This window comes from Pontibacter sp. MBLB2868 (assembly GCF_051904785.1).
In the GTDB taxonomy this organism is placed as follows: domain Bacteria; phylum Bacteroidota; class Bacteroidia; order Cytophagales; family Hymenobacteraceae; genus Pontibacter.
The window spans coordinates 4,223,187-4,237,402 of record NZ_CP196710.1 but is presented as its reverse complement, the minus strand read 5'-3'; the positions used below and the strand labels follow the sequence as shown (position 1 = coordinate 4,237,402).

General features: G+C 46.6%; 12 protein-coding genes. 9 read left to right on the top strand and 3 right to left on the bottom strand.

The annotated features are described in order from the left end of the window. Window positions 1-104: 104 nt before the first annotated feature. Complete coding sequence (locus tag ACSX1A_RS18090; protein ID WP_439881043.1) at window positions 105-1,700, top strand: serine hydrolase; 1,596 nt, start codon at window positions 105-107, stop codon at window positions 1,698-1,700. Window positions 1,701-2,157: 457 nt separating this feature from the next. Further along, window positions 2,158-2,685: a YceI family protein gene (locus ACSX1A_RS18085; protein ID WP_439881042.1), complete on the top strand. Its 528-nt coding sequence runs from the start codon at window positions 2,158-2,160 to the stop codon at window positions 2,683-2,685. Between the two features lie 122 nt (window positions 2,686-2,807). Here the strand turns inward: ACSX1A_RS18085 and ettA are convergent, their stop codons facing one another. Continuing rightward, a complete protein-coding gene (ettA, locus tag ACSX1A_RS18080) occupies window positions 2,808-4,478 on the bottom strand; it encodes an energy-dependent translational throttle protein EttA (RefSeq protein WP_439881041.1) in 1,671 nt (556 codons plus the stop codon). Between the two features lie 364 nt (window positions 4,479-4,842). On the opposite strand from ettA, the gene ACSX1A_RS18075 reads away from it, so the two are divergent. From ACSX1A_RS18075 to ACSX1A_RS18065, 3 genes are all read left to right on the top strand, one after another. Further along, window positions 4,843-6,156 carry a DUF349 domain-containing protein gene (locus ACSX1A_RS18075; protein WP_439881040.1) on the top strand — a complete coding sequence of 438 codons (1,314 nt, stop codon included), beginning with the start codon at window positions 4,843-4,845 and terminating at the stop codon, window positions 6,154-6,156. Between the two features lie 286 nt (window positions 6,157-6,442). Beyond that, entirely contained in the window at window positions 6,443-6,664 is a 222-nt protein-coding gene (locus ACSX1A_RS18070; protein WP_025608825.1) for a DUF2795 domain-containing protein, read from the top strand. 97 nt (window positions 6,665-6,761) lie between these two features. Continuing rightward, window positions 6,762-7,487, top strand: a complete 726-nt coding sequence (locus ACSX1A_RS18065) for an ABC transporter ATP-binding protein (protein ID WP_439881039.1) — start codon at window positions 6,762-6,764, stop codon at window positions 7,485-7,487. Here the strand turns inward: ACSX1A_RS18065 and ACSX1A_RS18060 are convergent. Together ACSX1A_RS18060 and queA are read right to left on the bottom strand one after the other, a co-directional pair. Next, window positions 7,482-8,171 carry a 2-C-methyl-D-erythritol 4-phosphate cytidylyltransferase gene (locus tag ACSX1A_RS18060; protein ID WP_439881038.1) on the bottom strand — a complete coding sequence of 230 codons (690 nt, stop codon included), beginning with the start codon at window positions 8,169-8,171 and terminating at the stop codon, window positions 7,482-7,484. The genes ACSX1A_RS18065 and ACSX1A_RS18060 overlap by 6 nt on opposite strands. 72 nt (window positions 8,172-8,243) lie before the next feature. Next, window positions 8,244-9,290 carry a tRNA preQ1(34) S-adenosylmethionine ribosyltransferase-isomerase QueA gene (queA, locus tag ACSX1A_RS18055; RefSeq protein ID WP_439881037.1) on the bottom strand — a complete coding sequence of 349 codons (1,047 nt, stop codon included), beginning with the start codon at window positions 9,288-9,290 and terminating at the stop codon, window positions 8,244-8,246. Window positions 9,291-9,489: 199 nt separating this feature from the next. Between queA and ACSX1A_RS18050 the strand changes: the two genes are divergently transcribed. The 4 genes from ACSX1A_RS18050 to ACSX1A_RS18035 all read left to right on the top strand — a co-directional run bounded on the left by ACSX1A_RS18050 (window position 9,490) and on the right by ACSX1A_RS18035 (window position 13,959). Then, window positions 9,490-10,737 (top strand): ABC transporter permease, encoded by a 1,248-nt coding sequence (locus ACSX1A_RS18050; protein WP_439881036.1) that lies wholly within the window; start codon window positions 9,490-9,492, stop codon window positions 10,735-10,737. 147 nt (window positions 10,738-10,884) lie between these two features. After that, complete coding sequence (locus ACSX1A_RS18045) at window positions 10,885-11,748, top strand: TIGR00730 family Rossman fold protein (RefSeq protein ID WP_439881035.1); 864 nt, start codon at window positions 10,885-10,887, stop codon at window positions 11,746-11,748. Between the two features lie 116 nt (window positions 11,749-11,864). Further along, a complete protein-coding gene (locus ACSX1A_RS18040) occupies window positions 11,865-12,737 on the top strand; it encodes an AraC family transcriptional regulator (protein WP_439881034.1) in 873 nt (290 codons plus the stop codon). A 109-nt stretch (window positions 12,738-12,846) separates the two neighbouring features. Further along, on the top strand, window positions 12,847-13,959 hold the full coding sequence (locus tag ACSX1A_RS18035; RefSeq protein WP_439881033.1) for a family 16 glycoside hydrolase: 1,113 nt from the start codon (window positions 12,847-12,849) through the stop codon (window positions 13,957-13,959). Window positions 13,960-14,216: the final 257 nt, after the last annotated feature.

The window sequence follows — 14,216 nt, the reverse complement described above, 5'->3', positions numbered from 1 at the left end:
ACAGCAAGATACAAAAGTATAGTGAGATGTACTGTGGGCAGCGCTTCCCTGTCAGGTTAAAAATAAGTATATTGCTGCATCATCAAAATGCTATTTCTTAAAAAATGAATAAAAACACGTCATTCCTGCGGCTACAGCTCCTGCTGGCGCTGCTCCTAACTGTGCTTTTCACCTCTCAGGCACAGTCTCAAACAAAATCCGGGGTTGATATTTCCAAACTGGATGCCTATTACCAGAAGGCATTAAAAGATTGGAATGTACCGGGCATGGCCATAGCTATTGTTAAAGATGACTCTGTTGTTTTTGCTAAAGGTTACGGCGTACTGGACAATAAAGCAGGCGGAAAAGTAGATGCCAACACACTTTTTGGTATTGCCTCCAACACCAAAGCTTATACAGCAGCTGCACTTGCCACACTGGTAGATGCCGGTAAAATAAAATGGACCGACAAGGTAAAACAATACGTGCCTTATCTGCAGCTTTACGACCCGTTTGTAACTGAGAACCTGACCATAGAGGACCTGCTCAGTCACCGGGTTGGGCTCCAAACCTTCAGCGGGGACCTGTTGTGGTACAACACCACCTACAGCCGCGAAGAGATCATCAAGCGTATGCGCTACCTGGAGCCGGCTTACGGGTTCCGTGATGGCTATGGCTACTCAAACCTGATGTTTATAACTGCCGGCAAGGTGATTGAAAACGTTACCGGCAAAACGTGGGAAAACTATATCAAGGAGACTTTCCTGCAGCCCCTTGGCATGAACCGCACTTATACTTCTGTAAATGAGCTGAAGGGCATAAATAATGTAGCCTCTCCACACGGTTTTGATGAAAATGGTAAACCATACGCCACTACCCTTACCGCCTGGGACAGCTGGAATCCGGCAGCAGGTATATTTACCAGCGTTAGCCAGCAGGCACAGTGGATGCGCCTGCAACTGAACCACGGCACATATAAAGGTAAAAAGATATTTAGCGAAGCTGCCAGCCGCAACATGTGGACAGCGCATAACCCATTTCCGATCTCTGTAAAAGCTGAAGAAATTACTCCTTCCACACACTTTACTGCCGCTGGCCTGGGCTGGTTTGTAAGCGATTATGAAGGGCGAAAGCTTGTATACCATGGTGGTGGCCACGAAGGCATGAACAGCCGTACAGTGCTGGTGCCTGAGGAAAACCTGGGAGTAGTGATACTTACCAACAGCATGAGCAGCATAATGGCCCCGATTGCCAACTACACCATTGATCAGTTTATGGATGTGCAGAATGGCCGTGACTGGAGCCAGTTTACCCTTGATGCTATTGCAAAAGCTAAAAAAGAACAGGAAGATGCCGCCCCTAAGCTGGCAAAGAAAGAAAAGGAGAAAAAGACCAGAAACCAACCTGACCGTGCACTGGCAGACTATGCCGGCACTTACCACAGCGAGCTTTATGGCGATGCCACAGTCACGTTAAGAAACGGGAAACTGGAATTACAGCTTGTACCGGCACCTACCCTGGGAGGAACCTTGACTTTTTGGCAACACGATATCTTTAATCTGGACTGGAAGAATGATTATGCACTGTTGCACCCTACCAATGTTAGATTTATAGCAGGAGAAGATGGGAACATTTCACAAATGAGACTCGACTCAGATAATCCTGACTTCCACTTCGATGAGTTAAAATTTGAAAAGGTAAAGCAGGACCTGCAACTATAACTAAAATTTAAAACCTCCCGGATAAAGTTTGCCAAGTATGGCTAATACCTTATCCGGGAGGTTTTGATTTAACTTAAGTTGCTATTACTGCAACTGCACTCACAAGGGCAAAATAGGCTGCGATTATCCAATAGGCTACAGCCTCGCTACTGGGGTAAATTTTTTTCATGTCTTTAAACTTTAAAACGTTATGAAAAATCAACCCTTTGGCATTAAGTATCTAGCTATTAGTAGTATACGACTGCAATTTTATATTAGTTTGGTTTAACAATCACCCTTATTTTGCTTCATCACCCTCCCTTCCTCCTCTTATAAAACAACACCTGCTTAGCTAATGCGCTAACCTGGCCCGGTTAAATTTAGAATGATACTTTTTGCGTGCGCAAGAGTATATATTAGTATGCTTCTGCTATACTTTGAAACTTGCTTCTGGGCCGGATTTATTGCTTTGATGTACATGAGCACCACAACCGCAGTCCCTGCTACACAAACTGATGTCCGAAACATCAGGACAAAGAGCAGTATCACGTATGTGCTGGAGCATCCATTTCACACAGTGGAAGGGGTTAGTGAAGCAGTTGAAAGCAGCATCATCCTTAATCCTAGCACTAAAGAAATTGTGTCGGGGCGTGTTACTGTACCAGTAAAAAGCTTTGACAGCGGCAACAGAACGCGCGACAAAAGTATGCGGAAAGTAACTGAGGCCGCGAAATACCCGGACATACAGTTTGAAAGCTCCCGCATTACCAGCTCCGGTAATCAATTAAAGATCGAGGGTAAACTTACTTTCCATGGCATCACCAAAGAGATAGAACTGACAGCAGAGCAAAAGCAGGTAGAAAACAACAGGTTGGTAGACGGCCAGTTTATCATAAAGCTAGAGGATTATGCTATCAAGAGACCATCTATTTTTGGTTTGGAAGTTAAAGATGAACTGACCATTATTTTTCATCTCATGTACCCCATAAGTACGCCCGACCCCTGACATGTGGCAGCTCAAAGGCTGTGTACAACATAAAAGGCCGCACCTTAACTGGTGCGGCCTTTTATGCTTTTTAGAACCTGTTATCAGGAAAACTCCTGATAACAGGTATTGCTATTTTGAAACTATACCAGCTTCTTATACCGGATACGCTTAGGCTCAACATCGCCCATGCGTTTCTTCTTGTTCTCTTCGTAGTCAGTATAGTTACCCTCGAACCAATACACCTGCGACTCTCCTTCAAAAGCAAGGATGTGGGTACAGATACGGTCCAGGAACCAACGGTCGTGTGAAATGATCACGGCGCAACCGGCAAAGTTTTCCAGGGCATCTTCCAGCGCACGGATCGCGTTTACGTCCAGGTCGTTGGTAGGCTCATCGAGTAACAGCAGGTTACCGCCTTCTTTCAGCGTCATGGCCAGGTGCACGCGGTTACGCTCACCACCCGACAATTTCTCCACCTTCTTCTCCTGGTCGCCGCCCGAAAAGTTGAACTTACTTACATAAGCACGGGATACCACCTGTCGGCCAGCCATCATCATGTGCTCTGTGCCACCTGAAATAACCTCAAACACCGATTTGGTAGGATCAAGGTTGGCGTGCTCCTGGTCCACATACGAGATCTGCACTGTAGAACCAACTATAAACTCACCTGCATCTGGCTTCTCCTGCCCGGTTATTAGTTTAAATAAAGTAGTTTTACCGGCACCGTTCGGGCCGATGATACCTACAATACCACCCTGAGGTAGTGAAAAGTTTAAGTCGTCGAAAAGCAATTTATCGCCATAAGCTTTGCTTACATGGTGTGCCTCTACTACCTGTGTGCCCAGGCGGGGCCCGTCAGGTATGAACAGCTCCAGCTTCTCTTCTTTCTTGCCTGCATCTTCGCTGGCCAGCTTGTCATACTGGCTGATACGCGCCTTAGATTTGGCATGACGGGCTTTAGGCGCCATTTTAACCCACTCCAACTCACGCTGTAACGTTTTCTGGCGCTTGCTCTCTGTCTTCTCTTCTTTAGCCAGGCGGTCAGCTTTCTGCTCTAACCAGCTGCTGTAGTTCCCTTTCCACGGAATACCTTCGCCGCGGTCAAGTTCTAAGATCCAGCCAGCCACATTATCCAGGAAGTAACGGTCGTGGGTAACGGCAATTACAGTACCCTTGTAGTGCTGCAGGTGCTGCTCCAGCCAGTCTACCGATTCTGCATCCAGGTGGTTGGTAGGCTCATCCAGCAACAACACGTCCGGCTCCTGCAGCAACAGGCGGCAAAGCGCCACACGGCGCTTCTCGCCACCCGACAGGTTACCGATGATAGCATCTTCGGGCGGTGTGCGCAAAGCATCCATAGCGCGCTCCAGACGATTATCCAGTTCCCAGGCATTATGGTGATCCAGCTGTTCCTGCACCACGCCCTGGCGCTCGATAAGCTTGTTCATCTCATCGTCTGTCATTTCTTCTGCAAACTTCATGTTGATCTCGTCAAACTCCTTCAACAAAGCCACCACCTCGCTCACACCTTCTTCCACTACCTCTCTAACTGTTTTGGTAGGGTCAAGCTGCGGCTCCTGCTCCAGGTACCCGACAGAGTAACCCGGCGACCAAACCACTTCGCCTTGAATTTGCTTATCTACACCTGCAATGATCTTGAGCAAGCTTGACTTACCGGAACCGTTAAGACCCAGAACGCCGATCTTGGCACCATAGAAAAAAGACAGGTAAATATTTTTAAGTACTTGTTTTTGGGGAGGGTAAATTTTGCTTACCCCAGCCATCGAGAAAATGATCGTTTCGTTACTCATGCTTCAGATTAAAATTTTCCGATTATATATGCTTATAACCTGTACTACCACTCCGAGCCGATGGGCCTGACAGCGTACACAGGTTATCTTATCTCTAATTATTTTAGAATGAATTACAAATATCGCAAAAAATCATGTGTTTACGGTTCACAAAATTGCTTTGAAATCATTAAACTTGTAAAAAACTGTATGGGTAAAGTGTGTCCAGACTTACTTTAGCACCATGTTCAGGGGTATGCTGCCCTGCTCTACCTTTCATTGAATGGAGCAAGTGCAAACGCTACAAACGAACCTGCGTATGCTAAAGTTAGTTTTAAAATGATCGCCTTACCCTATTTTTCGACGCAAAACCCGATCCATTAACATGGAAAACAACGACCTATTTGAAGAAGCCAAGAAGTATGGCTTTATTCAGGACCAGCAAGTGTGGCTGAAGCCCTTCATGAACTACCCTGCCAGACAGGTAGGTGATGTGAAAGAATCTGAAGATGATTCGCTGGTATATTTTGCTAAGCGTTTCGAAATGTTCCAGGATAAAGTAAATAACCTGTTAGAACGTATCGCAACCTCTGAGAACAAGGGCTCCTTTTTGATGAAGGTGCTGCACATGAAAGAGCAGGTAGGCAACTACGATGCTTTAGGCGATTTTGAGAAAATCTACCATCAGCTTACCAAGGCTGAGGAAGAGATCAACGAAACGATCAAACAAAACCGCGAAAAGAACCTCTCTATTAAAGTCGAGCTGGTAAGGCAGGCAGAAGCGCACAGCGAAAGCATTGAATGGAAAGAAGCAACCGAGATGCTAAAGGAGCTTCGTTCTACTTGGATAAAAACCGGCCCTATTGAAAAAGAACTTACAGACGAGATCGAAGAGCGTTTCAGAGCAGCTATCGACAAATTCTTTGAGCGTAAGAAGAACTACTTCGAAGATAAGAAGCGCATGCTCAACCGCACGTATGAGCGGTACAGAGAGCTTATACAAAAGTCTATAGCCCTGCAGAACTCCGAAGACTGGGAAGAAACCACTGCCAAGCTGAAGCAGTTACAGCAGCAGTGGAAAGAAGTGGGCGGCAACCTGCCACGCAAAACTACCACCAACCTTTGGTCTGAGTTCCGCCGCGCACATAACCACTTTTTTGACCGCCTGAAGCAAAAGATCAATAACGAAAAGGCTGAGTCGAAGGAGAAGTATTACGAGCAGAATTTTGAGCGCAAGAAAGAGCTGGCCAGCGAAGCTGAAAGGCTGCTACAGCAAAACAGCTTGGGCGATGCCGTACGGCGTGCAAAGGAATTGCAGGCAGAATGGAAAAAAGTTGGCCCTGTGCACCCTTCTGTATCAGACATGATCTGGGAGCGCTTTATTAAAGGCTGCGACAAAGTGTTTGAGATGAGCAGCCTGGAACATTATATCCGAAAGCGCCAGCAGGCAGCCGGCGAAGTGCCATCGGAAGAGGATGGCTTGCAGGCCCGCATCAGCGCCCTAAAAGATTTCATAAAATCAGATAAAAGCGAGCTGGAGGTGCTGGAAAGCAATCTTGGTAAATTAAGCGACTCCCCGGGCAGTGATTCTTTCCGTAGCATGCTCCAAGGCAAGATCCGTAACTTTAACCGCAAGATCAACACTAAAAAAGAACTGATTGAGATGTTTAAAGGGCAGTTAAGTGCCATCAGCAAATAAGCAACAGCCAATATTGGTCATATTTTATAATACCAGGCGCCGGAAGTTTAACTTCCGGCGCTTTTTTATGCTAGCCTTTTTAAATGCGCCTGCAGCTACTGTTATTGAGGCTTAAAAATTGTATGAAAAAAGTTTATCCATTTTGAACATTTGTTATTTATTTGCGTTGTGTTGGTAAAAACAGACAAAAAAAGCAATTTTTTATTGCCAAAAATTTTTGTTTTTATATTTATTCATACTTTTGCAAACTATTTGAATTAGCCAATAAGTTAAAGGAGAAAATACTATGTACTGGACACTTGAATTAGCTTCATACCTGGAGGATGCACCCTGGCCAGCCACTAAAGATGAGCTGATCGATTTTTCAATCCGCTCTGGTGCCCCAATGGAAGTTGTAGAAAACCTGCAAGCCCTTGAGGACGACGGACAACCTTACGAGAACATCGAAGAAATCTGGCCTGACTATCCTACAAAAGAGGATTTCATGTTCAACGAAGACGAGTACTAAGAAGAATTAGAAACTATGAAATAGAAGTTAGAAATTGCTTATGGACTTATTCCTCACATTTCTAATTTTGGTTTTCTAATTTTTAATTTACCTGACTTTGATCGTTGAAGTAAAGAACTTGGTTGCGGGTTATGGCCAAAGGGTCCTGATTCGCAACCTTTCTTTTTCTATTCCTTCCCCTGCATTTTTTGCCATTATCGGCCATAATGGCGCTGGGAAAACTACGTTCTTTAAAGCCTTTCAGCAAAAGATTGCTTATAAAGGGCAGCTGCTGGTGCAGGGGCAGGACCTGAAACACCTTGCCAACCCTGCCGAAAAAGGGATTCTCTCGTACCTCCCGCAAAAGAACATCATTAACTTCCCGATAAAGGTGCACGACCTGGTGGTGATGGGTCTATTCCGGAAAAAGCGCTTTTTTGATGATTATGGCGCTGCAGATTACGAGCAGGCGGCACAGGTGCTGGAGCAACTGCAGCTTTCTCATCTCATCGATCATGACTTTACAACTCTCTCTGGTGGCGAGCAACAACTGGTGTGGCTTGCGCAACTTATGCTGCAGGATGCTGATATTGTAATGCTGGATGAACCTACGCAGCAACTGGATGTGTACTACAAAAACAAAGTATTTAGCCTGCTGCAGGATTGGGCAATTGAAAAAGGCAAAACAGTACTTTGTATCACGCATGACCTCTATAACCTGATGCCACTGCAGGGATACCTCCTTAACCTTTCTAAACCTGAGCCTGTTTTAGAACCTATTACGGCAGAAACGGTGCAGGCGAACCAGGCTTTTCTGGAAACAGGCCGACAGCCGGTGCTATAGCTTATCAGGATCAGTGTTAGCAAAGGCCTCAGCAAGTATAAGATCTTCGGGGGTGGTTATTTTGATGTTCCGATAGCTGCCTTCTACCAGCGTGATTCGTTCGCCTACACTTTCCACCACAGAAGCATCGTCGGTGAAATGTTCCTGCTCCGGCTGCTCGTAAGCTTTGCGAAGAATACTTGCCTGGAAGCACTGTGGTGTCTGTACCAGTTTATATTTCGTTCTTGGTACTGCACGGCTCCCCTCCTCCGTTAGCTCCCGAATAGAATCTTTAGGCGATACGGCTACTACCGCGCTTCCATGTTCAGCAGCAGCTTTAAAGGCAGCTTTTATCGTCTCAGCCGCCACAAATGGCCTCACACCATCATGAACAGCCACAAGCCCCTCTCCCATTACAGCGCCTAAACCATTTTTTACAGAACCGAAACGTGTTGTTCCGCCTGGAACCGTCATATGAAACAATTTAAAGCTGTGCTTTTTGCACAACTCACGCCAGGTAGTTAACTGCTCCTGAGGCAAAACTACAATTAGCCTGATGCCGGCATTGTACTTATGGAAGCGCTCAATAGTGTGCATCAGAATAGGTTTGCCGGCCACCTCTATAAATTGTTTAGGCTGGCTGTGCTGCATTCGGCTACCGGAGCCGCCGGCCACAATAATTGCGTATTCAGGGAGTTGAGCCATAGCACAAAGTTAAAATAAAATGCCCCAACCTGAATGGTCGGGGCATTTTAATATCAGTGTTATCTTTTAACCTTACAGGATCAGCATTACGTCGCCGTAGCTAAAGAAGCGGTATTTCTCTTTAACAGCCTCTTCGTAAGCTTTCATTACCAGGTCATAACCACCAAAGGCAGCTGCCATCATTAGCAAGGTGCTTTCCGGCATGTGGAAGTTAGTCACCAGCGCATTGGCAATTTTAAAATCATACGGAGGGAAAATGAAACGATCCGTCCAGCCTTCGTTTGCCTTCAGACGGCCATTAGCTGACACAGACGACTCCAGGGCACGCATAGTAGTGGTTCCGATAGCACATACACGCTTTTTCTTGTCAAGTGCACTGTTCACCATCTCTGCAGTCTCCGCAGGAACCATAAAGTTCTCAGAGTCCATCTTATGCTTGGTCAGGTCTTCCACATCTACCGGGCGGAAAGTACCTAAGCCAACGTGCAGTGTGATTGGCGTTACATCCACACCCTTAATCTCCAGGCGCTTCATTACCTCTTTCGTGAAGTGCAAGCCTGCCGTTGGTGCTGCCACAGCCCCTACGTTCTTTGCATACACTGTCTGGTAACGCTCTCTGTCTTCCGGCTCTGCCTCACGCTTGATATACTTTGGCAATGGCGTTTCGCCCAGATCGTTTATTGTTTTGTAGAACTCCTCATCAGTGCCATCAAACAAGAATTTAATGGTACGGCCACGGGAAGTAGTGTTATCAATTACTTCAGCTACCAGGTCACTGTCACCGAAGTATAACTTGTTACCTACACGTATCTTACGGGCCGGATCTACCAGCACATCCCACAAGTGTATATCTTTGTTCAGCTCACGCAACAGGAATACTTCGATCTTAGCACCGGTTTTCTCTTTGTTGCCATAAAGGCGGGCAGGGAAAACCTTAGTATCGTTTACCACCATCACATCGCCGTCATCAAAATACTCCAGGATATCCTTGAACACACGGTGCTCAATTTTACCTGTTTCTCGGTGCAGTACCATCATCCGGGACTCATCACGGTTCTCAGAGGGGTGTGTGGCTAAAAGTTCTTCCGGAAGCTCGAATTTAAATTCAGATAATTTCATAAATCAAATATTACGGTATTTGGCGTCTATTGCTGTTTTTGTTTTTCGGTAAAAGAGGTCGGGAAACCACTCACAGGGTTTTATATTATCTATTTACTTAAAAACAAAAAATCAGACCGCAAATTTACTCAGTTTGCCCGAAATATTCTTACTTTTAAGCAAATTACTTCGTCTTTGATATCCTATTTAATTAACAACTATGATATACCTGCGCTTAATAGCAGAAAGTTTTAGGTTCGCATGGCAGGCACTTCGTGCTAATCTGCTCCGCACCATTCTCTCTTTGTTAGGTGTAACGATTGGTATTTTTGCCATTATATCTGTCTTTACGCTGGTTGACTCACTGGAGCGAAATGTGCGCGACAGCATGAGTTTTATTGGCGACAAAGTAATTTATGTACAGAAGTGGCCATGGGCATTTGGCGGTAACTACCCCTGGTGGAAATATTTTCAGAGACCAGAGCCTAATATGCGTGAGTTCAGGTTGCTGGATCGTAACCTTACAAATGATGCCGGCACCGCTATTTTTGCAGATAAAGGCAATAATACTTTTAAGCAGGGCAGCAACAGCTTTTCAAAAGCAGGTCTGATCGGTGTTACTTATGAATACAATAAAGTAGCTGAAGTTCCGGTTGAAAAAGGCCGCTATTTTGTACCTCAGGAAGTAGATGCCGCACGAAATGTAGTGATCATAGGCCATGAAATGGCTGAAGCGCTTTTCCCTTTTACTGAGCCGCTGGGCCAGGAAGTAAAAGTGGCCGGCCAGAAGTTAATGGTGATCGGGGTGATGGAGAAGCAGGGCGAAAGTTTGTTCGGGCTTCCGAATTTTGACCAGATGGGAGTAGTTCCTTACGGCACCTTTGCCAAAATGTTTGATGTAGGCCCGGATGGTATAGGCTCCACGATCGCGGTAAAAGGCCGCGAGGAGGACCAGGGCTTGCTGGAGTTGGAGTATGAGATCCGTGGTTTAATGCGCAACATCAGAGGACTGCGGCCACGCGATGAGGATAACTTTGCACTGAACCGCCCTGAAATGGCCACCCAGGCTATCGGAGGTTTCTTTGAGGTAGTGGGTTTGGCCGGCTGGGTTATTGGCGGCTTTGCCATACTTGTTGGCGGCTTTGGTATCGCAAACATTATGTTCGTGTCGGTTAAAGAACGGACAAACATCATCGGCATCCAGAAATCATTGGGCGCAAAAAATTATTTTATCCTTTTCCAGTTCCTGTTCGAGTCTGTTTTCCTGAGCCTAATTGGCGGAGGCATAGGCATTTTGCTGGTGTTCCTGCTCACGCTTATCCCCCAGGACATGATGAAAGTGTCTCTGTCGGTAGGTAACATTATACTTGGGCTTGGCGTATCGGCCGTGATAGGAATGCTTTCCGGAATTATTCCTGCAGTTTTAGCCTCTAATTTAGATCCTGTTATTGCGATCCGCTCCAAATAACTATATTTACAAGTTGAGCGCTTTGCAAGGCTTCCTCAAAACGATGCAAAGCGCCTCTTATATTTTTTAAATTTATTGAGATGACGTGCGCCTGACGATATGGCGCCCAGAGGCAAGTGCCTCTGTGATGAAGATGAAGAAAATTTTATGACAAAGCTTAGAAAAACGAGCAAAACGAAGCTACACGACCAAGAGCTTAACTCTGGCAGCGGACAAACGATCCTGAAGCCGGATGTGAATGAAAATAAAGCAAGATCTGTAACCGACTTACGTGAAAGCGGCCAGACAACTGCCGCCCCTGCCTCACCAGAGGATAAAAAAATCCGCCAGGCCTTTGTAGACAAAGACTGGAACGAGATCAAGATAGCCGACTCCTGGCAGATTTTTAAGGTGATGTCGGAATTTGTGGAAGGATTTGAGAAACTGGCCAAGATCGGCCCTTGTGTTTCTGTATTCGGGTCTGCACGTACCAAAAACTCGCACAAGTACTATGTAATGGCCGAAGAGATCGCGGCAAAGCTGGTGCGCCATGGCTATGGTGTAATTACTGGTGGCGGTCCGGGCATTATGGAAGCAGGTAACAAAGGCGCACACTCAGAGGGTGGCAAGTCTGTAGGCCTTAACATCCATTTGCCTTTCGAGCAGTTCAACAATATTTACATCGACTCTGATAAGCTGATCAATTTCGATTATTTCTTTGTTCGCAAGGTGATGTTCGTAAAGTATGCACAGGGTTTCGTGGTTATGCCAGGTGGCTTCGGCACGCTGGATGAGCTGTTCGAGGCGATCACACTGATCCAGACCAAGAAGATCGGTGCATTCCCGATCGTACTGGTTGGCCGTTCTTACTGGGAGGGTCTCTTCAAGTGGATCGAGGATGTGATGCTGAACGTAGAGAACAATATCAGTGCAGAAGACATGGACCTGATCCACATCGTGGACGACGCCACAGAAGCCGTAAAAGTAATCGATGATTTCTACAGCAAATACCTGCTGTCTCCGAACTTCTAAGAAAAGAAGCTTTATACATGTACAAAAGCCCGCTGCAACCACAGCGGGCTTTTTGCTTTTGTGCTATATTTGCTAAGAAAGTATGACAGCATTATCTCATTCACAACTACCCACCCATGCCTAAGCAAAACGTGCAGCACTTCGATTTTCTGCGGAATAAGTATGGCACAGAGCTATTACTGGATGTGGGCCGGATGGAGTCGCTACAGAACTTCGTGCTTTCTGATACACCCCACGTACTCTCTTTCTACGACATTATGTTTCTGGAAAGAGGCAGTGGCACTTTTAGCCTGGATGGAGTCGCTTACCCGCTGGAGCCAGGAAGAATCTTATTCACCTCGCCGGGGCAGGTACGGCAATGGAAAACAGAAAGTGAGGTGGCAGGTTATACGTTGTTTTTTGAGGAAGGCTTTATCACCACCTTTTTCAACGATCCCCTTTTCCTGAGCCGCTTTCAGTTCTTTAACAATGCCTCCAGCCCTTCAGGAGTACTGGCACCTGCAGCAGACTTTGAACAGCACCTGCAAACGGTGCAGGCGCTTGAGCAGGAGTTTAAGCAACTGCAGAATGATAGTCCGCACATGCTGCGCGCGCTGCTGTACCAGTTGCTTATTCGCCTTAACCGCCTCTATGCCCAACAACACGGCACCAACTCCGATACGGAGGGCAATCATACCATTTATACTTTCAGAAAACTACTGGAGCAGCATTACATGCAAAAGCACCAGGTGCAGGAGTATGCTGAACTGCTGCACATTACTCCCGCACACCTCAACAGTATTACCCAACGCTATTTCGGCGCCACAGCCTCTACCCTTATCAGAAACCGCCTGATACTGGAAGCAAAGCGCCAGCTGCTTTACTCGCCTAAAACCGTAGCCGAGATCGCCTATAGTCTCAACTTCTCTGACACAGCTAACTTCAACCGCTTTTTCCGTTCGCAGCTAGGCCAGTCGCCTCAGTCTTACCGCAACGAGCACATAAAATGACCACAACTGCCAAGAAAACGACCTGTTGCCGCACCACACGATAGCCGTACTTTGTACTGTGCAGTTTGAAACATAGCTGCGATCATTAACATCAGTACAAAGTATAACTATGAAAAAGCTGTTCTTATTCTTGTGGAGCATGGCCTTTGGCGCAGCCGCCCTGGCCAGCGAAGGAAAATTCTCTTTCAGGTCAGGCAATTGGGTAGAAGACGGAGAGAAAACAAAAGTTGAAAGGTACCTGGGGCAGGAAAGCTTGTACCTGCAGCGTGGCCATCTGCTATACAGAGAGGCTGAAATGCAGGATGGGATTCTGGAGGTAGATATCGCACCGGACCCGACGCGCGGCTTGGCAGGCATCATTTTCCGCCACGATGGCAAAAACAACTACGAAGAAATTTACATCCGGCAGGGCAAGTCCGGGCAGCCTGATGCGCTGCAGTACACTCCTGTGTTTAACGGCAGCAGCTCCTGGCAACTCTACGCGGAGCACCAGTCCAGGCAGGTGTTCAGGCCTGGCGAGTGGATACACCTGAAGGTAGAAGTGCGTGGCGCATTGGCAAAAGTATACCTGGATTATTCTGAAGTTCCGGCCATGGTAATACCCAACCTGGGCCTTGGCAGCAAAGGTGGCAAGTTTGGCCTCTGGACTTTAAACGGTGCCTACTTTAGCAACTTTAACTACACCCCCCTGGACTCTTCTACGGCTCCCAGCCAAACCATTCGTTTAGACGTGCCGCCAAATACTATCCTAAAGTGGCAGGTATCGCAGGCGTTTCCGGCAAAAGACATGCAAACAGAAGTATGGCCAAAGCTTCAGCAGTTGAACTGGGACACCCTGCCTACGGATGCGCAAGGCTTGCTGAATATTGCCCAATACCGCAGCAAACAGGAGGCCGAGGCATTCGAGAATAATTCCGACGACATGGTGTGGGTAAAACTGGAGCTGAACTCAGAAAAGGAACAGACAAAGAAACTGTACTTCGAATACAGTAACAAAGCGCACGTACTCATAAACGGACAGCCTATCTACTTCGGCAACAACAGCTTTAGGGCTAAGAACATGATCTTCCGGGGTGAGATTGATAAAACCCTGCGCACCAACGCCATTTACCTGCCACTCAAAAAGGGCAAGAACACAGTATTGATAGCCTTAGCATCCAAGGCCAACGGCTGGGGTATTATGGGCCGGTTCGAGGATATGCAGGGCATCAGCCTGAGGTAGTTCAACATGTTATGAATACAAATCTAAGCCCTTGCCACCACAGGCAGGGGCTTTTCTATTCTCTATACTTTGCTTTCTCTTTTTGCACAGGCACATGGCCAAAAGCAAACTAATATCTGATACTTCGGTAGTACGGGGATTGATTTGAATAGCATCATGAATGCATTTGAGACAAACAATGCCAACGATGGAGCTAACGGCTTGTGCTACTCTATTACTGCTATGAACTGAGGAGGTAGCTTAGGAGAACTGGCAGG